This window comes from Yinghuangia aomiensis, assembly GCF_039542225.1.
Lineage (GTDB): Bacteria > Actinomycetota > Actinomycetes > Streptomycetales > Streptomycetaceae > Yinghuangia > Yinghuangia aomiensis.
The window spans coordinates 316,220-334,754 of the sequence record NZ_BAABHS010000007.1; the positions used below are offsets into that span (position 1 = coordinate 316,220).

An 18,535-nucleotide genomic window follows, 5' to 3' on the forward strand; every position below is an offset into this window, starting at 1 on the left:
GAGCACGGGCAGCCAAGAGCCAGACCAGTTAGGCGTGTCCCGCTTCCTCACCGGGAATGCGGGGCACGATCTCCCTCGCCGTCCGGTGGTGCGCTGCTCCCGGAAGCGGGCGTCGTGAACGTGAGTCCTCCGGAGATGTTCTCGGCCAGCACTGCGGGCCCATGGAACGTGCCGCCGCTGATGTGGTTGGTCGTCTTGCCCTCGCCGATGCGCAACGTCATGGCCAGCTCGTGCCACTGGCTCAGGTCTGAGCGGAAGTCGCTGTCGGCTGTCGCCCGTGCGGCCAGGGCCTCACTCAGTGCCTGGGCACACAGCTGATCAGCGGGGGCTTCCTCCAACCGGCTCAGCTCTCCTTCACCGGACGTTGTCGGCAAGCCTTCGGAAGGCGCTCCGCCGCTGCGGAAGGGGCGCCGTACCAGGTTGCTCAGCCCTGCCCATGCCTGCCGCCCGGCCTCGCCTCCAGCGCCACCCGCCAACGCCATCAGCAGCCCCACCGATACAGGATCCACCACGTGCTCCCCCAGTCCACATGCTCACCTTCTGACAGGAGACACGCTACGAGAAGCGGCGGCTCTCCACGGGCCGACCAGGAGCTTCAATCGCCCGGCTTTTGCCGCACCGAGCCAGACACTCTTGCGGCAGTGGCCTGCTCCTCGCCGTTCGACTGCGATCCTCGCGCGCGAGTCCGCGACCCGGCGATGCCCTGGCCCGCCGACCGTCTGATCTACACCCACGTCCCCGGGGTGATCCCGGTGAACACCGTCTCGCCGTCGTCGACGAACGCGACGTTCCGGCGGTCCTTGCGGCGGCGTTCCCAGTAGCCGACGGTGGTGGCCGGGTTGTCGTGGTCGGCGAACTGCTGGACCTCGGCGAGCGGGACCTGGGCGTCGAGCATGTGGGTGATGCGGGAGGCGCGCATGACGTGCGGGGTGACCTTGCGGCCGGGCAGCAGGCCGGCGTGGCGGCCCATCCGGGCGAGGGCGCGGGCGACGTCGTGCCGGTCGAGGGGGGCTCCGGCGCGGTCGAGGAGCAGGTGCCCGGTGGTGCGGCCCGCGGTGTGGGTGTCGAGGAGTTCGGCGACGGTGGTCGGGAGCGGCAGGACGCGTTCCTTGTGGGCCTTGCGGGTGACGTCGAGGTAGACGCGGCGGCCGCGTTCGATGCGCTGGCCGAACCCGATCGCGCACATCTCGCTCACGCGTCCGGCGAGGGTGTAGAGGAGAGTGACCAGCAGCAGGTCGAAGTCGTCCTGCGCGCGCCGGGCGAGGGCCCGGACCTCGTCGATCTCCAATACCGGCGTACTGGTCGAGGTGTTGCCCTTGTCGACCTTGGGCCGGTCGTCCTGGGTGACCGGGTTGCGTGGCAGGTCCACCTTCTCCGCCGCGTACCGGTGCAGGGAGCTGAGGGCGGTGAGGTAGCGGGCGGTGGTACTCGGCGCGCAGCCCGCGGCCTCCCGTCGGATCCGCCAGGCGCGGATGTGGTCGGCGGTCAACTGCCCGAGCGCGAACCGCTCGTGGCCGAGCTCGGCGGCGAACGCGGCCCAGCGGCGGATGTCGTCGGCGTAGTCGCGCTTGGTCTGCACCGAGCCGCTCCGGGTCGAGGTGAGCCAGTCCAGCACCAGCACGAAGGTCTCGGGCGTGACGGCTTCGGCGAGGAGACCCGCCTGGCCGAAGACCGCTCCCCCGCCGCCCTCGACGCCCGCCAGCTCGGCCCCGACCGGCACAGCGCCCGCGACCTGCCCGACTTCGACGCGGTCGCCGCCCTGATCGACGCCGAACTGCGGCGGCTGGAACCCGACATGGAGCGCGCGCCCATCGCGTTCGACGAGGAACCCCTCGCCGGCCTCATCGACGCCGCGGCGACCCTCCGCGGCTTCGCCGACGAACTGTCCGCCGACCGCACCCCCGAGCAAGCCGCGGAAGCCCGCGCCCTCGCCGACCGCGCGTACGCCGCCCAGCTGCGCGCCTACGCCGAGCACCGCGCCGCCCAGGAAGCCGCCCGCCCCGTCGTGCTGCTGCCCGAGGACGAGGACCTGGCCGCCCTGCTCCGCCTCGTCGACGAACCCCTCCTCAGCCGACTACGCCTCGTCAGCCCCGACGACGCTGCGGAGTTCGGAGTGGGACCTCTGATGAGGACCTATGGAATCGGCTGTGGCGGATATTTCGGATGCTGTTGGTGATCTTTGGTGGGTTTCGCTGGGCTTCGCCATGCTGACGGGTACGCCGGGTGCTGCTTCGCTGGTTGTGGGGTGAGCCTCAGCGAGGGGGCGGCGATGTCTATGGGTTCGAGTTCGGGCTCGGGGATTCCGGTGCGCACGTTGGAGACGGCCCGGTCGGCGAATCCTCGGGCACCGCCGCGATGTGGGTGCGGGACCGGTTGTCCGAGTTGTTCGTGGATGAGGACTTCAACGATTGGTTCCCGACGGACGGGCGGCGCGGGCTCTCGCCCGCGCGGTTGGCGCTGGTGTCGGTGCTGCAGTTCGCGGAGAACCTGACGGACCGCCAGGCCGCGGAGGCGGTCCGCTGCCGGATCGACTGGAAATACTGCCTGGGACTGGAGTTGGGCGATCCCGGGTTCGACCACTCGGTGCTCAGCGAGTTCCGCGACCGCATCGCAGAAGGCGACCGGGCGGACCGCCTACTCGCGGTCATGGTCGAACGATTCGTCGCTGCAGGGCTGGTCAAGCGCGGCGGTCGCCAGCGCACCGACTCCACGCACGTGCTCGGCGCGGTCCGCCGCCTCAACCGGGCCGAGCTGGTCGGAGAGACGCTGCGGGCCGCGTTGGAAGCGCTGGCCCGTGCGGACGACGAGTGGCTGGCGCCGCTGACCACGCCGGAGTGGGCTGAACGCTACGGGCGTTCGGTCCGCTACGACCGGCTGCCCAAGGGCGCGGTGAAGCTGGCCGCCTATGTCGAGCAGGTCGGCGCGGACGGCATGACACTGTTGACCGCAGTCCATGCGCCCGATGCCCCGCCCAGGCTCCGAGCCCTCGACCAGGTGCAGGTGCTGCGGCGGGTCTGGGTCCAGCAGTACTAGTACGACGACGCCGGGCGGCTGCGCTGGCGCGGGCCGAAGCAGACCAGCGACCGGCAGAGCCGGCGGGACAAGCCGCGCCGGTCCACGTCCGCCCCTGCCGCGGACGGCTCACCGGACCCCGCCTCGGCCAGGGCGCCCTGGTCGACGATGGAGATCGTCTCCCCGCACGACCCCGAGGCCCGCTACAGCTGCAAGCCCGGCAAGGCGGAGTGGGTGGGCTACAAGGACCACCAGACGGAGACCTGCGACACCGGCGGACCGAACGTCATCGTGCACGTGACCACGACCCCCGCGCCCGAACAGGACATCGCGGTGCTCGACCGCATCCACGACGCCCTGGCCGCCCGGGACCTGGCTCCGTCCGAGCACCTGGTCGACTCCGGCTACGTCACCCCCGAGACCATCCACCGGGCCGCCACCACCCACGGCATCGACCTGCTCGGCCCGGTTCGCGTCGATCCCCGCGCCGGCGAACACCCGGGCTTCACCAAAGAGGACTTTCAACCCAACTGGCAGGACCGCACACTCACTTGCCCACGCGGCGCCACCAGCCCGCCCTGGCATCCCACAGTCGCCGACGGACACAAGCGGATCTCCGTGCTCTTCCCTCGGGCGGCCTGCCGAGCCTGCGAGGACCGACTCAAATGCACCGGCAACACCGGCGGCCGAGGCCGCCAGATCCTGCTGATGCCCCAGCACCTCCAGGAGATCCAGACCCGCGTCCGCCTCGACCAGCAGACCGACCCATGGCGGCAGCGTTACGCGATGCGCGCCGGCTGCGAGGCCACTGTCTCCGAGACCGTCCGCGCCCACGGCCTACGCCACTGCCGCTACCGAGGCCTCGCCAGGACCCACGTCCAACACGTCCTCACCGCGGCCGGCACCAACATCATCCGACTGAGCGAATGCCACCCGCCCGGCACCGCCCCACCCCGCAACCCCAGACCGGCCACCCCGTTCCAACGCCTCTGCCGGAACATCTCCACCACGAAACCGAGTTGACCCAGCGAAGATCACCAACAGCATCCGAAATATCCGCCACAGCCATGGAATCGGCCAGCCCTGCTCGCGTTCCCCACTTGGTTGACGGGGTAACAACGGCACGGCTTCGCCCGCCAGTTGAGGGTCTCGGGCCGTTCCTCCCCGTCAAGTGGTGCGCTCACCCAGGCGAGGCGGTTTGTGGCCCACGGAAGATCTCGTCCAGGTGGTGGGCGAGGATGGCGAGTGCGTCTTCGCCGGTGCGTTGGCCGCTCAGCACTGGTCATGCGTTGGGCCCGAGCCTGGTACCTGCAGAACTATCCGGCTCACCTACCGGCCCGACTGCACAAGATCCCCAACCTCCGTCTGTATAGAGAGAGCGCGCCCGCGCCCTAGGCGTCCGGTTTGAGGATGCGGCGGGTTGCCTCCACCGGGCCGACCCCGATCGCGGCACGCAGCGCGTCGACGGCGGCCTCGGGCTGCTCCATGCGATAGAGCTCCCACGGATCGTCCGCCTTGTCGCGGGTGAACTGCGACCCGAAGATCTGCGGAATCTGCAGCCGCATCCTGACCCGGTCCAGCAACCAAGCCAGGTCGCGGAACGCCGCCTCACCCCGGGCAACGGCCATGACCAGCGACGGCAGCGCCCTCATCTGCTCCTCCAGCGGCGCGTGCTGGACCAGGAGCCATGCGGCCGTCGCCCCGTCCTCGCCGACCATGCTGCGCCCCGGCCATTCCCGCTCGTCGATCACCGCCATGATCCACCGGGTGTTGTCCGCGTCGACCGCGGTCACCCGGGCCCATTCCTCGGCGCCAGGCGCGGGGCCGAGCGCTTCACGGGCCTGCTGGTCTCGGTCGACGCGTGCGAGCAGTTCCATGCGGAGCCCGTCTTCCGCCCGAAGCCCCGGTTCCCCCGGCTGCGTCATGAGGTCTGGTGGACGGTGAAGCCGAGGTCGCGCAGGAGCTTCTGCGATTCGCGGGTGTTCTGTCGGTGCACCCCGGTGCAGGTGCGGGCGACCTGCTTGACCGGGTACGCGTTGCCGTTGACCTCCACGAAGTACTTTCGGATCCCCTCCGGCGCCAGTCCTTGCATCCGCGTGTCGACGTCCGCTTGGGTGAGGTCGTACTCCTGCCCTTGGAACTGGACCATGCCCGCCTCCTGTTCGCCGTGCGTCACCGAATGGTAGGCAGTGTGGCCGAGCAGGCGGCCAGCGCGCGGCAGGACGCCCGAAGCCGCCCGATGCAGCGGTGGTATCCCTTGCCAGCCACACCATGCCGCGCGCCGACGAGCGGTCGAACGGATGCTTCCGAACCGCGTCATGCCGCGGGTAGGTCGAAGTCCTGTTTCGTCGGCGGGCCGGGGTTTGGCTCGCTCGCGCCGGGCATGTCTGATCCAACTTAACTGCCGTTGGCCGGAATTAGTGCTGTCTGGCGGGTTCCGAACCGTGGTGTACCGGCGTACCGTTCATGATCCGGTCTTCGCCGACGGAACTGTCAGCGGACCGGTAGCAGCCTGCGCCCACCCCCATTCCCGACGCCGGGCTGCCTGGTGTCGGCCCGGCCGCGATCCCCCCACGCGGCGGGGGCCGACGCACCACCGCGGCGGCCGCGGCCGCGCGGACCAACGGATGGCAGCGCAAGGGGAGGCGGTTCCGATGGGCAATGACGCATGGGTGATACGCGAGTGGCGCGACGCGGACGGGCACGTGTGCAAGGCGATCATGACCCCGGAGAAAGCGGCCCGCTCCGACGCCGAGCTGCGTGAGGAGTCCGCCGCGTTCCTGGCCGCGCACCCACTGCCGGAGCAGCCGTCCGATCCGCTGGCCGCGCTCATGACCGACAACGCCAACGCCTATGTCATCGAGCGCGCCTCCGGGCTGGCGGTGCCCGGTCGCCCGGTTGGGCTGGCCGACCTCGGCGCGCGGCTGCGCAACGACGACCCGCAACTCGCGCGGCTGACGGACCAACTCGTCGAGGACGCGATCGCCACGGTGGCCGAACGCCAGCGCCGCGCCGCCCCATAAGCCGGAGAATGCCGTGATCGGGGTCTGACGGGCGGTGCGCCCCTGAGACAAGGAGCCGGTGGTGGACGACAGCGGCTTGGACGGACTCCTCAATCAGCCCGGGGAGTACATCGGTGCACGCCGCGTCCGACGGCCCCATCGCGCCGCGGGCGCGCTTGCCCTGGAGTGGTGGGACGGAGCGGTGTGGGTCCGCGCTGGCGAGGCCGCCGACAGCGACGGCGTCCGGGGGTGGCTCTCGGGCACACCGCACGGCACCCACCCCTGGCAGCCCGGCACCGGGCGTCGCCGCAAGACATCCGGACCGCCTGCGCCCGGGCGTCAAACGGCGTAGGGGTCCAGGCCGCGGTCCCCGCCCACGGTGACGGCGCGGGCGACCACGCTGCGCAGCAGGTCAGGCATGTCGGCGTCGGTCCAGCGCCGGAACATCTGCGCAAAGTCGAGCGGCAGCGCCGCCGGTGTCCACTCCTCGGGGATCGGCCACATGCGCAGCACCGCGTTGCGCGCCGCGCGGTACGCGTCGGTCTGCACCTCGTCCGGCTCCTGCTCGGCCGACCACGGGCGCCGGGCACCCATCAACACGATCACGTCCGCGGAGTACCAGCCGGCCGGGGCGTTGTCCGCGCCCGGCGTCGGATCGGTCGGCAGCACCGCGGCGCGGGCGTACGCGGGATACACCTCTCCGGTCTCCTCCCGCGTCAGCCGCACGGCGCTGTTGGCGACAAGGGCCGCGAGGACTTCCTCGGACGTTGTCACCTCGCCGGGCGGCGGGGTGTGGGTGGGCGTGCACGGCAGGCTGGTATCGAACAGGTAACCGACCGCGGCCACCGTGTGCCGCGGTGCCGGATCTGCCTCGTCCAGGCGGCGCCGGGCCTGCATGTATGTCTCGCCCCTCGCCTTCTGGCGGGCTTTGATCTCGCGCTTGTGCGGATCGGCCATCGCGTCACGTCTTCCCGGCCGCGCTGCCTACGCTCGCGTCGGCCCGGTCGAGGCGGGACGGCGGAACTTCGGCGCGGTGGCGGGACCTTGATCGTGGGCCGGGGCGTGGGCACGGATTCCGGCACGAGATGACGGGCGGCCGCGAGCCACCCCGGCCGCCAACTCTGCCGGGCGGCACCGGCGCCACCGCCGCATCCCCAACCCAAATCCGCTGCGAGCGACGGTAGCGGCACAACGGCTCGAGTCCGCAACGACACGTCCCAACTCGAATCCCCTATGCCCGTGCGGTGACCAGGGTGATGGCTGCGATGCAGACGCTCAGCGTGCCGAACGCGACAGTCGCACAGGCCGCGAGGCGGCGCAGCGGCGGGGCGCCGTAGTGCAGGGTGATGCGCTCGGTGAGCAGAGCGGCGACGATCGCGACGAGGACAACGAGGGCCGCGGATCCGAGGGTGGTCATGGCGACTCCGTGCCGCGGCCGGGGCGGCAGGGTCGAAGTGGTCTCTACGCTGCGAGGTCGTATGCGGGCATGGAGGCGCCGGCCGCCGTCTCCACCTGCCGCCAGGCAGGCAGGGGCGGGGCATGACAGGTCGCCGAACAGATCAGCGGCGCGGAAAGGCATGCGTGCGAGCGGCAGCCTCGCAGCTGGGTCCGGGTTGCGGACAGGCGGAACACGCCGTTGGTGAGCCGCGACAGCACACGCAGCACCGCGCGCCGCTGTGCTCGGGTAATGCCCACAGCGACGGCGATCACCCTGGCCACAGCCCGCACCCACGCAGCTACCGCAACTCGCGTCCGTTTCGGATCCTCGGCGGCGATGTCCTCCGGATACACCAACAGCTGCGGGCCTTCAGCCTGCCCTGCCCGCCGCCGGTAGGAATGGGCCGACAGCCTGGGCAACACGAGGAATTCGAATTCCGCGGGCAACAGGAAAGTCAGTGGCCCACGGCCCTCACCAAATCGCTGCTCCAACGCGTCCCAATAGTCGGACAGCTTGCGAGCCTCCGTAAACGCGACCAGGACGGTCCGCGTGAGGCCGGGGACGTTGTGGAGCACAGGCGGAAGAAGGCGCCGGTCCAACATGCGCTCCGACGAGCCGTGCACGCTGTCCGGCCGGATGAGTATGTCGTCGCTGTCATGCGGCTGGACGAGCGTCATGCGGGTCAAGCGGCGGGGACGGCCCTCGCTACGGAAGTACTCGCGGTCCAGGAGCTTCTCGGTCGTGGTGTATGGACGTCCCGTCAGCCCAGGGTCGTAGTCCACGAGAGACACGCGCGGCAACGCCACACAGTCCACCCGCACTCCCCTCCACCGCAGTTGCACCCCATTGTGCCATCACGTCAGGACCCGAGCAGGCAAGTCTGAGCATCCCCACGCTTGTTCGACATGAGGCGGAATTGGTGTTGCCGGAAAGGGTGGCAGTCCCCAGGACAAGCATCCCGTCCCCCGCTGCGGGCTGTCGGCACCGGCAGCGAGATCATCACGATCGACACCACCGTCTGTCTCGGCGGGGTCGTGGCGCGGGGGCGGTGGCACGCCACGATTCGGGTGCTACCACGTACGCGCATCAGCGAACCGCCGTTAACAGTGGCTCTCCAACTTCTATGGCTCAGATCACTACACCGACGACTCGAACCTCACCGACACCCCGCTGGCCACAGTGCGGTGGGCGGACGCCAACGACGCGCACCTGCCGGGTTCGTCGGGCGAAGGCCTGGCGCTGCGTGTCGCGGCGAGCCTTGCCGTGGGCGGGCCGGTCAATCTGAACGAGGTCAGCGGTCTGGGGGCACAGCAAAGGTCTGGTCCTGCGCGCTATCGCCCACACAGCAGGCCACCACACCGACATCACCGTCACTGCCCAGCAGGCCTTCGGCGCCGACGTCCCGGTCGGCTTGACCTTTCACGAAAGCCACGCGTTCTGGCCCGGCCCAAAGCGGGCCTCACTGGTCGGGTGATCCGCACCGCCGGGACGCGATGTCTCGGAGGGGCCTGGCATCACCGCCAGGAGACAGGCAGAGCCTCGCTTCGAGCCTCCTCACCTCCTCAACGAGCCGCCCGATTGCCTGAGCCCGTAGGAGCGGGGTGTCGGTCCCAGCCGTCGCCAACCCACGAACGTCACGTGAAGGATCGCCCTCGCTTTGTGCGCGTGGGGTGTCGTCCGAACGATGCTCATGCACATCGCCTGGCAGGTCGCCGTTACGGTGCAGGACAAGGACGTTGGCCCCTGCGGTCTGCCCTACCCCCGCATCGAACGACTCGGCGGGGAGCACCGGGGGAATCGCACGGATCCTGTCGACGACTGCCTGCAGCTCTTCCGGCGGACCTACCGCACTGCGGTCGCGGCGCTTCTTTGTCCGCGCTGCGTCCACCACCAAAAGGACCATTTGGGCGAACGCAGCATCGGTGCCCCACGCCTTGGACAGCAGGCGGGCTGCGTGGTCCCGAGCCCCCTGGTCATAGCTGATGCGCGCCAGTGCCAACGTTCCCCACTCGCTTCCCGCAAAGTGGGATCGCAGGTACCACGTCATCGCGCGTTCGGGATCGCCGCGATGTTCGTACCAACTACCCAGGTACGCGGCGGCATCCGCGTCGCTGTTCTCGGCGGACACCCGCGCCAAAGCCTCGAAACAGGTCACGACTGAAGGGCCTTCGGCTCCCCTCCTGCCGAGCTGCCGCAGCGCACGAAGCTCCTTGTCGAAGCGCCGTACGTCGGTGGAGTCGCGGCAGTCCAGGAGTGGTGGCGTGACTTTTCCCGCCTTCGGCAACCAGCGCTCGGAAAGTCGGCGCAGCGTGCAGTCCACATTCACCTCCCATCGCCGGAGCACGTCGGTGAAGGCGCGGTGATCACGGCGGGCTGGCGTGACCTTGACTGCTTCGGAGACCCGCGACCGCGAGAGCAGGTACACCGCCGCGAACCTCGCCACGAGGTACGCGGACTTGCCCATGCCGACGAGGGCGGCAGCGCGGGCTTCCTCGGCGGCCTCACAACCGCACAGATCCTCAGTCTCGGCGAGGAGGTCATCGTCGTCGAGTAGCCCGTCGTCCTCGTCGTCCTGTCCGGCCCGTGCTGCCCACTCCAACTCCGCCGCGTATCCGGGGTCTCGCTGGGCACGCGCGGCCTTGGCCCGCAGGATCGCGAGCAAACCGTCGCCGTCAACCTCGGCCGTCGCGATGTCCTCCCCCGCGTCCGCACCGAGGTCCTTGGCCGTGTCGTGTCCACCGCAGGACGCGAACCACACCTGCGCCTGGCGGCGAATGAGGTCGGATTCGCGGGGACCGAGCCCCCCGCGAGAGCGGGGGGCGGACACCAGATCGGGGAAGTCCGGGACGGCATTGCGGCCCGCCAGTCCGTCGCGCATGGTCACGCGCTCACCACCTTCGCTTCCCCGTACATCGCCCGGGCCCGGTTCCGGATCCGGTTCTGCCAGCTCTTGACCGTGCCCTCCTTGACGTTCATGGCCTTGGCGATCTCCGACACGGTCATCCGGTACACGTACTGACACACCGCCACCCGCTGCTCCTGCCGCGGCAGGGTCCTGACGAAGGCGTCGAAGTCGACGGTGCGCGCGGCTGTGGGAGCGGGGTCGACCGCGGCCTGGATCCGCAGGCACTCGTCGTACCCGTCGGAGGCCAACACCACCCGGTTGCGCTTGTTCCACACCGTGTACGCGCGCCGCCTCGCGACCTCGTACAAGTAGGCGACCGGGTTGTCGACGTGGGCGATCCGGTGACGCACCGCGACAAAGGTGTCCTGCACGATGTCCTCGGCCTCCGATGCCAGGTCGGGGAACCTGCGCCGCACGAACCCCACCAGCGCGGGCAACTCGCCGACGTGCTGTGCGACGGCCGCGAACTCGTCGTCGGCCGTGGCGCAGCCCACGGTGAAATTGGCTTCCGGGGTGTCCCCGGTCAACCGCAGGTGCGGCGTCACCACGGGCACCGCCGCGATCGGGGGCGCGCAGCCGGGCATGCCGGCGCGGACGGTTCGGGTCCGCCGCCGGGCCCTCCGCCGCTCTGTTCCGAGACCTTCAGGCTCCGCACCGCCGCGCCTCTCCTCACCGCCGACAACACCGTCCACCCGTATGAGGGCCAAGAGACTGGATCCGGGTTACACGGCTCTCCAAGATCTTTTCGAGGAGCGTGCCCCGCACCGGGTGTCCCCCCAACGCACGGCGTTCCGGGCCGAGTTCCGCCCCCTCGGTCCGCAGCGGTTGTAACCCGAAGAGCCGGGTTCGCATGTCGATCGAGTGCAACAAGCACCCCATCAACCACAGGAGACCCGTGGACCGCATCCAGGCCGTCATGCTGCTCGCCGCGACCTTCGCCTCCCTCGCCGCGGCGCTGATCGCCTTCATCCTCAAGCAGCGCACCGGCGCCGCCCCGGCCGCCGCGCTGCTGTACGGCGGCAGCACCGCCGTCACGCTGATGCTCCTGTATTTCACCGCCCTCGGCGCCTACCGGTAATCGCGAAGAGCCGGGCCGGACCGCGACGTTCGCGGGCATGTCGCTGCCCGAACCGATGCTGGCTGCACTGGCGGAGGCGCTGCGACCCGTCGGCTTGTGGGTGTACCCGCCTGAATGGGACGGCTTTCGCGCGTTGGTCGCGCGGGACCAGACCAGGGAACGGCTGGCGTCGCGGCGCAGGACGTTGCTTACCCGGGCCTCCGGTGACATCGCCCAGGCCGCAGAGCGCATCACCCACCGAGGACCCGGAGCAGGCCACCGACGACAATGTGGCGATTCCTCGCGACCCCACTGACTACGACTGGGCGGAGTGCCGTGCCCGCCCGCTCGGGAGAGCCGTGCCCGTGCCTCCGGAGCAGGCTGAGTGGTTCACCCCGTTGCCGGGCCCGGGGTGAACCTCGGGCAGGGCATCGTCATGCGTCGTCGGCGAAGCCTGCGAGCAGGTTGAGGGTGAACACGCAGGAGAGCTTGCAGGTGATGTGCTGCTTGGCGAACACGCCATCCGGACGGTACGCCTCCGTGATCGAGACGGTGCGCCGCCACGACACCGGCAGCACCCACTCGCGCAAGTCCGGGTCCCCATCCTCGCCGGCATGCCGGTAGGAGCCGATGAGCGGCAGATCGGCGAGTGCGCGCGTCTGGCCGTCCACCACAACCCTTGCCTGGGTGAACGGCACGGCGGGACCGGTCACCTCGCCGACGCCGACGTAGCCCTTCCCGGGTACATAGGCGTTGACGCGGCTCCCGACCTGGGGGTGCCGGATCTGGCGGGAGTACCGCGCGCCGCCGCCGGCGGAGATGAAGCCGTACCGGGCCGCATCCTGCCAAGCACGTGTCTCGTTGTGGCCGAAGTTGGCGTACCAGTCGATGCCGTTCCACGGCTCGGCAGACCCGCGCGAACGCTTGCGTGCCGGCGGTACCGCCGCTGACGGCTCGCGCACCCAGGCGCGCGTGAGGTATTGGCCGCCGTCGGCCTCGAAGTGGCGGAACAGCACAGCGTTGATCGACACCTGGCCGCGGGCGAGGTAGCCGAGGATGCGCTCGGTCGCGTCGTCGAGGACCGCGGCGACGATGGTGAGGCGGTGGGTGGTGTTCAGCACCTCCGGCGGTGAGGAACCAAACCGGTCCTCGAACGCGGCCTCGAACACCCCTCCGGTGTGGTCGGCGTACAGCGCGAGAACGTCGTCGTGGGTGAGGGACTCGGCCCAAGATCCGTAGTCGAGGACCTGCGCAACGACCTCGCGCGGTGTCCGGTCGCGCTTCAGCTCGATGACGTGGAGCGCACCCTCGGCGTCGACGGCGACCAAGTCCACGATCCCGCCCATCCCGGTGGGGACCTGGCGGCCTATCAGCAGCAGCTGCTCTCCCAGAATGTCCGGCCGGGCCGCGAGCGCGTCCTCCAGTTGCCGCTCGAGCGCCAACGGGGTCGGTGTGACCTCCACCGGCTCTGGTCCGTCGATCCGCCACGTCGCCACGTCTGTCGGCAATTGCCCTCCCCGCGGTTCGTTTGGGAACCGCACAACGCCCGCGTCACTGTCCGCTGTTCCCGATCCCGGAATCGAATTCCTCGGCAGGCTGGGCGGCACGCTGATCCGGCAGGCTGGCGCGGTCGTTTTGCAGCCGCCATAGCTCCTGGAAGAGGCCGGGTGTGGTGGTGAGTTCGGTAAACGTTCCCTCCTGGAGGACGCAACCGTGGTCGAGGACCACGATGCGGTCCGCGACGGCGACGTTGGTGAGGCGATGGGTGACCAGGACGATGGCGCAGTCGGCCGCCATGGCGCGCAGACCGGCGAAGATCCGGTGCTCGGCCCTGGGATCCAGCGCGCTGGTCGGCTCGTCCAGGACCAGCAGCGGGGCTCGGCGGTAGAAGGCTCGGGCGAGCGCGATGCGCTGCCACTGCCCACCGGACAAGTCTTGGCCGCCCCAGAACTCCGGAGCCAGCAGCGTCTCCAGCCCGCGCCTCAGCTCGTTCAGCACATCACTCGCCCCTGACGCCGCGGCGGCGTCCAGGATGGTGCCGTCGCCGCTTTCGTCCTCACGGCCGAGGGTGATGCTCTCGCGGGCGGTGAGCGGCCAGCGGGCGACCTTCTGCGGCACGACGGAGGTCTGCGCCCACAGTGCGTGCGGGTCCAGATCGCGCGTGGAGACACCGTCCCACGTGACCTCGCCGTCCGTGGGCAAGTACAGGCCGGCGATGAGTTTGGCGAGGGTGGTCTTGCCGGAGCCGTTCTCGCCGACCAGGGCGACGACTTCGCCGCGTCGGACGTGGAAGTCCACCTTGTCCAGGGCCAGCTTCGCCGCATCCGGGTAGCCGTAGGTCGCTCCCTCGACGCGGATCACGTCCGGAGCCGGCGGTGCGGCGGCGCCGCGCGCGAGGGCGTAGCCGCCCGCCTTGGCGATGAAGTCCGCCCAGTCGTCGACGTACAGGCCGGTGCGGAACAGGCGCGCCGACCAATTGACGATGCCGCGCAGCCCGGTGGTCGCAACGCCAAGTGCGATCACCGCGGTGCCGGCGGAGGCGACGGACATGCGACCGGTGGAGAGAAGAAGTACCACCGCGCCCCACACCAGCGTCGCGCCGGCGCCACCCATGAGGGCTCCGACGGCGGCGTAGCGGGCGCCGGTCCGGACGGACTTGCGGACCCGAGCATCGACCCGCTCGCCGTGCCGGCGGTACTTGGCCAGCAAGAACGGAGCCATCGTGTCGGAGCGGACTTGGTCCGCGTACTCCTTGTCGGCCAGGTGCCAGCGCAGATGCGACAGCGCGCGCCGATCGGCGCTCATCTCCAGGTTGGACAGGTAGTTCTCGCGCGTCGCCGCGACGGCGGCAACCCCCTGTGGGACGACGGCCAACAGCAGCAGAGGCAGCAGCACCGGGTGCAACACGGTCAGCACCCCGGCCGCCGCGAGGAGGGACGCGGCGGACGACATGATCGATTGGGACTCCAGGACCAAGTCCGGGGAGACGACGGCGCCGCGGTCTGCGGCGTCCCAGGCGTCGTTGAATCCCGGGGTGTCGTAGGCGGACAGTTCGGCCTCGGTCGCGGCCTCCAGCATCATCCACTCGGCCCGCCGCGCGATGCGGGGTTCCAGGTCAGAGCCGATCATGTTGATGCCGATGCCGAGCACCGTGCGGAGCGCCGCCGCGGTGGCAATCGCCAGGACAGAGGGGAGCGCGGCCTGGACGCGGTCGGCGATGTGCCCGGAGGCGATCAGTTCGGTGATCGTGCGGGTCGTCGCGAGCAACCCGAACGCTTCCAAGAGGGCCGACAACACCTGGAAGGTCAGCAGCAGGACAACGGCACGGCGGTCCACACGCCACGCCAGCGTCAGCGAACGCCGGATCAGCTGCGGAAGCCTGCCGCCTATCGACCTGATCGAGATCGCCTTGCGGATGTCGGACTCTTCGCGCAGCCCGCGGAAGGAGAACTTCAGCTCTTCCGCGGCGAGTTCGGGCGAAGCGGTCTCGGCTTCGCTGCCGTCCTGGTCGGTCATGGCGTCCGGCTCCTCCCACCTGCAAGCGGTACAGAGGCTGACTCTCTCGTTTGATCGGGGTCTGCGGGAATCCGCCAGCCGGATGACGTACGCCGGCGAACTTACGCTCTACGTAGGTCGGTTGACGGCTTCGATGATGAGTGAGCGCGCTTGGTCGTCGTAGACGACAGCGCTGGCTAGCTCGGCGAAGGCGGTGGATGGCCTTTCCTCGTTCACGCGCGGGTCTCCGAGTGCCGGTGGAGGTTCGGGCGGCAGCGCGGGCACCGGCAGTCCTCGAACGGCCGCGCCAACGGCAGCGCTGGCGTGGCGCTTAGGTCGCGGATCGGCTCCGGTGTGGTGGAGCCGTCGGGGTGGACGGTGAACACGCGGCAACGCAATCCACGAGTCCGAGGCCAGGTGATCCGCGACTCCGGCGCGCGGCGACCGGTTGCTTCCATCCTTGTACGGTCCGCGCCGGATGCCGGCCGGGTCCATGGATGTGCACGTTCTTCTACGCAGTCCACTCGATCAGGTGGCCTGCGCAGGGCCGTGCCCGGCTATTCGAGCGAGGAAAAGGCGCGTCCGACCAGGGTGCGTGCTTGGGCTCCGTAGACGGCGAGTTTCGACAGCTCGGTGAAGGCCTTGGTGTAGCCGTCGACTTCGGAGGGGGTGGTGATGTTGATCTCGGCGGTGAGCAGTTCGACGTTGGCCCGGGCGTCGTCGAACAGGCTGAAGGTCTCTTGGACCCACATGTCCGGCCGTTGCGCGGTCATGGGGATGACGCCGACCGACACCGCCGGCCACGTCATCGCTGTGAGCAGGTGGACGAGTTGGTCCGCCATGTCCTCGGGCGCACCGACCTGGTAGTGGAGGACGGACTCTTCGATGAGGAAGGCGAAGGTGCGGCCGGGTTCGTGGACGAGCTGCACCCATTCCAGCCGCGCCGCGGCGGCGTCGTCGGCGTGGTCGGGCACGCCGTTGAACCGGGCGATGGTGGACAGCAGCGCTTGGGCGTACGCGAAGGTCTGCAGGAAGCCGGGGACCACGCTGGCCGAGTAGACCTTGATGCGCCGGTGCCGCCGGAACTGGGGGCCGTAGGTGGCCTGGTCGGTGGCCATTCCGCCCCGCCAGCGGCGTTTCCACACCGAGTACATCTCGTCGGCGGCGAACATCTGCGCCACCAGGTCCTCAACCGCGTCCGGTACCCCACACAGTCGGCACCAGGTCTCGATGTCCGAGACTGACGGCAGGGTCGTCGCGGTCAGGATTCTGCTGGATTTGCTGGGGTGCCACCCGGCGGCGTGCGCGACGCGGGTGCCGTCCAGGCCGGCGCGACGCATGGCCTCCTTGAGGCGTGCCGCGAGCGCCTCACGGGCTTTCTGCGCACTGGAGGAAGGGGAGCGGGCCATGACCGGTCGTCGGGTAGCGGGCAGCCGGTTCCGTCACCCGATCTCGAAGTCGGCGTGTGGGGTGGCCTGCGACCATACGGAGTCGAAGGCGTTGCGGATCACATCGGCGGTACTAGTGTCGTCGTCGATCCGGGCGCCGGTGAAGCGGTTGGCCGGGTCGAAGAATCCCCAGTGCACGAACCGGCCGTCGAACACCCACAGGTCGTTCGCGGGCACCAGCCCGACGACATCGGGCCGCTTGATCCAGCGGACCTGCTCGCCGGAGTCGAGGATGTGCCCCGTCGTGTCGTACTCGTACCGGACGTACTCGGTGGCAGGCATGGAGACCACTCGTAGCCGTCGGAAGGCCACGCCGCGGGCGACGGCCGCGGCGACCATCGGCCGGAAGTTGTCCCGGTACGGGTCCGGTCCCGGTTCGCCGCGGCGCCACCGGTCCAGGTCGTCCGCTTCCTCGGGGACGTCGTAGCCGTCGCGGAGTTCCCAGTGCTCTGCTGTCTTCGAGCACCAGGCCATCAACTCATCGAACGTCGCAGGATTCCGCGAGGTCACATGCCCTCCGTATTGCGTCGGCCATCCTCACGGGAAGCCGCACTACCGATTCGCCGTCGGGGACCGGCCCCGTGGCTCGGCACGCTTCCAGCATCTCCGGCAGCGCATCCCAGCCCTGGAAGACCAGTTCTCCCGCGTCTTCGTCGACCCAGACCGTCGGGCAGTTACCCCCGCCGCTCTTCTCGTCGACAGCCACAAACACTAGGCGCATCGCGATCCCCCGATCGACCGGTGTGCACGCTCTTCTGCACGGTCCCTCCCCCAGACGAGGCATGAGCAACCCCGCCATGCGAAGCCGTGCATGACGGCCGTCGGCATCAAACCTCCGGGCGAACGGGTGCACATCCGTGCACACGCGCGGCGCCAGCCTCACGGACGAACCCGAAGCCGAGCTGTTGTTCACCTCATGCTGCAACTCGTCGGCCTCATCCACGACCTCGCCGCAACCCCCGACCCCGACATCATCGAAGTAGGCGACCATGGCCTGCGCAGCACAACCTGGGACGAACTCCTCCTCGTCGACCACTGGCGCAGATTCATGACCAACCCGAACGCCTATCTCAGGCACGTCATCCGTCCCTGATCCCGGAGGCCGACTTGCGGCGGCGGCCGGTTCCGGGCTTCCACGGATGATGACCGTCCGGTGTGTCTCGGATCCATGCTGTGATGCCGTCGTTCCGGGTGGTGTGTCCGGCACACAGCCAACGTGTACCGCTCCACCACTCGAGGGCGAACGTGCCTGGCGCATCCGGGCTTAACCGACGCGCACGACGGACTCCGACTCGTTCACCCGGCGCGTTGAGGAGGTCGTCGAGTCGTTCGCTGTCCATATCGCGCCCTTATGCTTTCCGCCGGTGCCCCACCCCGGCGGGGCACCAACGAACCGTGCTCTAGCGGGCCACAGCCTCGATTACAGAGCCCCAGGCGTCGCGGGACACGACCAAGTGGCCCTTGGCCAGGTCCTTGCTGTCGCGAACACCGACCCCGGTCGTCAGGCCGGCGACCTCCACACAGTTGTCGTTGTTGGAACCCGAGTACGACGACTTGAACCACGGGGCGTGGGGCATGGTGGGGCTGGTCTTCACAGGTTCTCCAGAGCCTCTCGGATCAGGTCTTCGGACTGTCCTTGCGGAAGGGCGGCCGACAGGAGTCCATCGTAAATCTCGCGGAACGTCACGAGGCGATGGTGGTCGGTGGTGATCCGCGCCCCGTCCGCGGATGTGAGATAGCAGCTCTCGCTGCCGTCGTCGAACGACAGCAGCGCGAAGGGGCCATGCATGCTCGCGTGAAGGCCCTCGCGGAAGGACACGACCCCGAGTGTCACCTGTGGCAGTCGCGCCATGTCTAGCAGATGCGTGAGCTGCTCGACGGCGACTCCATCCGCCCTGGGCACGCGGTGGAGCACTGCTTCATCGATGACGAACCACAACCGGACGCCGGGACCACGATCAAGGATGGCTCTCCGGTCCATTCGCTGCTTGATCTTGCGCTCAATTTGGGCATCGGTAAGCGCGGGCAAGGCCGTGTGGAAGACGCCTCGCGGATGGCGTCCCGCTGAGTGGTGTAGCTGATGTTGGCGGGGATGCGCGCCGGTCGTGTGCCGGTGTGTGCGCCGTCTGCCGGTGGACGCGCCCTTGAAAACGGGGCGGGCCACCGTGCAACTCTCCG

General features: G+C 69.5%; 21 protein-coding genes. 6 read left to right on the forward strand and 15 right to left on the reverse strand.

Annotated features, from left to right (window positions below; all coding sequences use genetic code 11):
• Nucleotides 1-47: 47 nt before the first annotated feature.
• Together ABEA93_RS12405 and ABEA93_RS12410 are read right to left on the reverse strand one after the other, a co-directional pair.
• Nucleotides 48-509, reverse strand: coding sequence for a hypothetical protein (locus ABEA93_RS12405; protein ID WP_345675493.1), 462 nt, complete (start codon nucleotides 507-509; stop codon nucleotides 48-50).
• Nucleotides 510-724: 215 nt separating this feature from the next.
• Entirely contained in the window at nucleotides 725-1,720 is a 996-nt protein-coding gene (locus tag ABEA93_RS12410) for a tyrosine-type recombinase/integrase (protein ID WP_345675494.1), read from the reverse strand.
• Nucleotides 1,721-1,795: 75 nt separating this feature from the next.
• On the opposite strand from ABEA93_RS12410, the gene ABEA93_RS12415 reads away from it, so the two are divergent.
• From ABEA93_RS12415 to ABEA93_RS12425, 3 genes are all read left to right on the forward strand, one after another.
• Nucleotides 1,796-2,176: a hypothetical protein gene (locus ABEA93_RS12415; protein WP_345675495.1), complete on the forward strand. Its 381-nt coding sequence runs from the start codon at nucleotides 1,796-1,798 to the stop codon at nucleotides 2,174-2,176.
• Nucleotides 2,177-2,373: 197 nt separating this feature from the next.
• Entirely contained in the window at nucleotides 2,374-3,033 is a 660-nt protein-coding gene (locus ABEA93_RS12420; protein ID WP_345675496.1) for a transposase, read from the forward strand.
• Nucleotides 3,034-3,180: 147 nt separating this feature from the next.
• Nucleotides 3,181-4,035, forward strand: a complete 855-nt coding sequence (locus ABEA93_RS12425; RefSeq protein WP_345675497.1) for a transposase — start codon at nucleotides 3,181-3,183, stop codon at nucleotides 4,033-4,035.
• Nucleotides 4,036-4,403: 368 nt separating this feature from the next.
• On the opposite strand, the gene ABEA93_RS12430 is transcribed toward ABEA93_RS12425, so the two are convergent.
• Both ABEA93_RS12430 and ABEA93_RS12435 read right to left on the reverse strand, forming a co-directional pair.
• Nucleotides 4,404-4,889, reverse strand: coding sequence for a DUF6624 domain-containing protein (locus ABEA93_RS12430; protein WP_345675498.1), 486 nt, complete (start codon nucleotides 4,887-4,889; stop codon nucleotides 4,404-4,406).
• Nucleotides 4,890-4,933: 44 nt separating this feature from the next.
• Nucleotides 4,934-5,161, reverse strand: coding sequence for a hypothetical protein (locus tag ABEA93_RS12435; protein ID WP_345675499.1), 228 nt, complete (start codon nucleotides 5,159-5,161; stop codon nucleotides 4,934-4,936).
• 505 nt (nucleotides 5,162-5,666) lie between these two features.
• On the opposite strand from ABEA93_RS12435, the gene ABEA93_RS12440 reads away from it, so the two are divergent.
• Nucleotides 5,667-6,035, forward strand: coding sequence for a hypothetical protein (locus ABEA93_RS12440; RefSeq protein ID WP_345675500.1), 369 nt, complete (start codon nucleotides 5,667-5,669; stop codon nucleotides 6,033-6,035).
• 318 nt (nucleotides 6,036-6,353) lie between these two features.
• Here ABEA93_RS12440 and ABEA93_RS12445 read toward each other — a convergent pair whose 3' ends face one another.
• From ABEA93_RS12445 to ABEA93_RS12465, 5 genes are all read right to left on the reverse strand, one after another.
• Nucleotides 6,354-6,971, reverse strand: coding sequence for a hypothetical protein (locus tag ABEA93_RS12445; RefSeq protein WP_345675501.1), 618 nt, complete (start codon nucleotides 6,969-6,971; stop codon nucleotides 6,354-6,356).
• Between the two features lie 274 nt (nucleotides 6,972-7,245).
• Nucleotides 7,246-7,431: a hypothetical protein gene (locus tag ABEA93_RS12450; RefSeq protein WP_345675502.1), complete on the reverse strand. Its 186-nt coding sequence runs from the start codon at nucleotides 7,429-7,431 to the stop codon at nucleotides 7,246-7,248.
• 44 nt (nucleotides 7,432-7,475) lie between these two features.
• On the reverse strand, nucleotides 7,476-8,234 hold the full coding sequence (locus tag ABEA93_RS12455; RefSeq protein WP_345675503.1) for a hypothetical protein: 759 nt from the start codon (nucleotides 8,232-8,234) through the stop codon (nucleotides 7,476-7,478).
• Nucleotides 8,235-8,911: 677 nt separating this feature from the next.
• Entirely contained in the window at nucleotides 8,912-10,336 is a 1,425-nt protein-coding gene (locus ABEA93_RS12460; protein ID WP_345675504.1) for a hypothetical protein, read from the reverse strand.
• Nucleotides 10,333-10,941: an RNA polymerase sigma factor gene (locus ABEA93_RS12465; protein ID WP_345675505.1), complete on the reverse strand. Its 609-nt coding sequence runs from the start codon at nucleotides 10,939-10,941 to the stop codon at nucleotides 10,333-10,335. Before ABEA93_RS12465 ends, ABEA93_RS12460 begins: the two co-directional genes overlap by 4 nt.
• A 311-nt stretch (nucleotides 10,942-11,252) precedes the next feature.
• Here ABEA93_RS12465 and ABEA93_RS12470 point away from each other — a divergent pair, with 311 nt between their 5' ends.
• Nucleotides 11,253-11,435, forward strand: coding sequence for a hypothetical protein (locus tag ABEA93_RS12470; RefSeq protein WP_345675506.1), 183 nt, complete (start codon nucleotides 11,253-11,255; stop codon nucleotides 11,433-11,435).
• Nucleotides 11,436-11,848: 413 nt separating this feature from the next.
• Here the strand turns inward: ABEA93_RS12470 and ABEA93_RS12475 are convergent, their stop codons facing one another.
• From ABEA93_RS12475 to ABEA93_RS12490, 4 genes are all read right to left on the reverse strand, one after another.
• Nucleotides 11,849-12,922 (reverse strand): endonuclease NucS domain-containing protein, encoded by a 1,074-nt coding sequence (locus ABEA93_RS12475; protein WP_345675507.1) that lies wholly within the window; start codon nucleotides 12,920-12,922, stop codon nucleotides 11,849-11,851.
• Between the two features lie 43 nt (nucleotides 12,923-12,965).
• Entirely contained in the window at nucleotides 12,966-14,930 is a 1,965-nt protein-coding gene (locus ABEA93_RS12480; RefSeq protein ID WP_345675508.1) for an ABC transporter ATP-binding protein, read from the reverse strand.
• Nucleotides 14,931-15,466: 536 nt separating this feature from the next.
• Nucleotides 15,467-16,318 (reverse strand): helix-turn-helix domain-containing protein, encoded by an 852-nt coding sequence (locus ABEA93_RS12485; protein WP_345675509.1) that lies wholly within the window; start codon nucleotides 16,316-16,318, stop codon nucleotides 15,467-15,469.
• Nucleotides 16,319-16,351: 33 nt separating this feature from the next.
• Nucleotides 16,352-16,867 carry a DUF6879 family protein gene (locus ABEA93_RS12490; protein ID WP_345675510.1) on the reverse strand — a complete coding sequence of 172 codons (516 nt, stop codon included), beginning with the start codon at nucleotides 16,865-16,867 and terminating at the stop codon, nucleotides 16,352-16,354.
• A gap of 406 nt (nucleotides 16,868-17,273) precedes the next feature.
• Between ABEA93_RS12490 and ABEA93_RS12495 the strand changes: the two genes are divergently transcribed.
• On the forward strand, nucleotides 17,274-17,450 hold the full coding sequence (locus ABEA93_RS12495) for a hypothetical protein (protein WP_345675511.1): 177 nt from the start codon (nucleotides 17,274-17,276) through the stop codon (nucleotides 17,448-17,450).
• 307 nt (nucleotides 17,451-17,757) lie between these two features.
• Here the strand turns inward: ABEA93_RS12495 and ABEA93_RS12500 are convergent, their stop codons facing one another.
• Together ABEA93_RS12500 and ABEA93_RS12505 are read right to left on the reverse strand one after the other, a co-directional pair.
• Nucleotides 17,758-17,952: a DUF397 domain-containing protein gene (locus ABEA93_RS12500; RefSeq protein ID WP_425584917.1), complete on the reverse strand. Its 195-nt coding sequence runs from the start codon at nucleotides 17,950-17,952 to the stop codon at nucleotides 17,758-17,760.
• A partial coding sequence (locus ABEA93_RS12505; RefSeq protein ID WP_345675512.1) for a DUF5753 domain-containing protein occupies nucleotides 17,949-18,535 on the reverse strand: 587 nt, incomplete at its 5' end. The genes ABEA93_RS12500 and ABEA93_RS12505, both read right to left, overlap by 4 nt.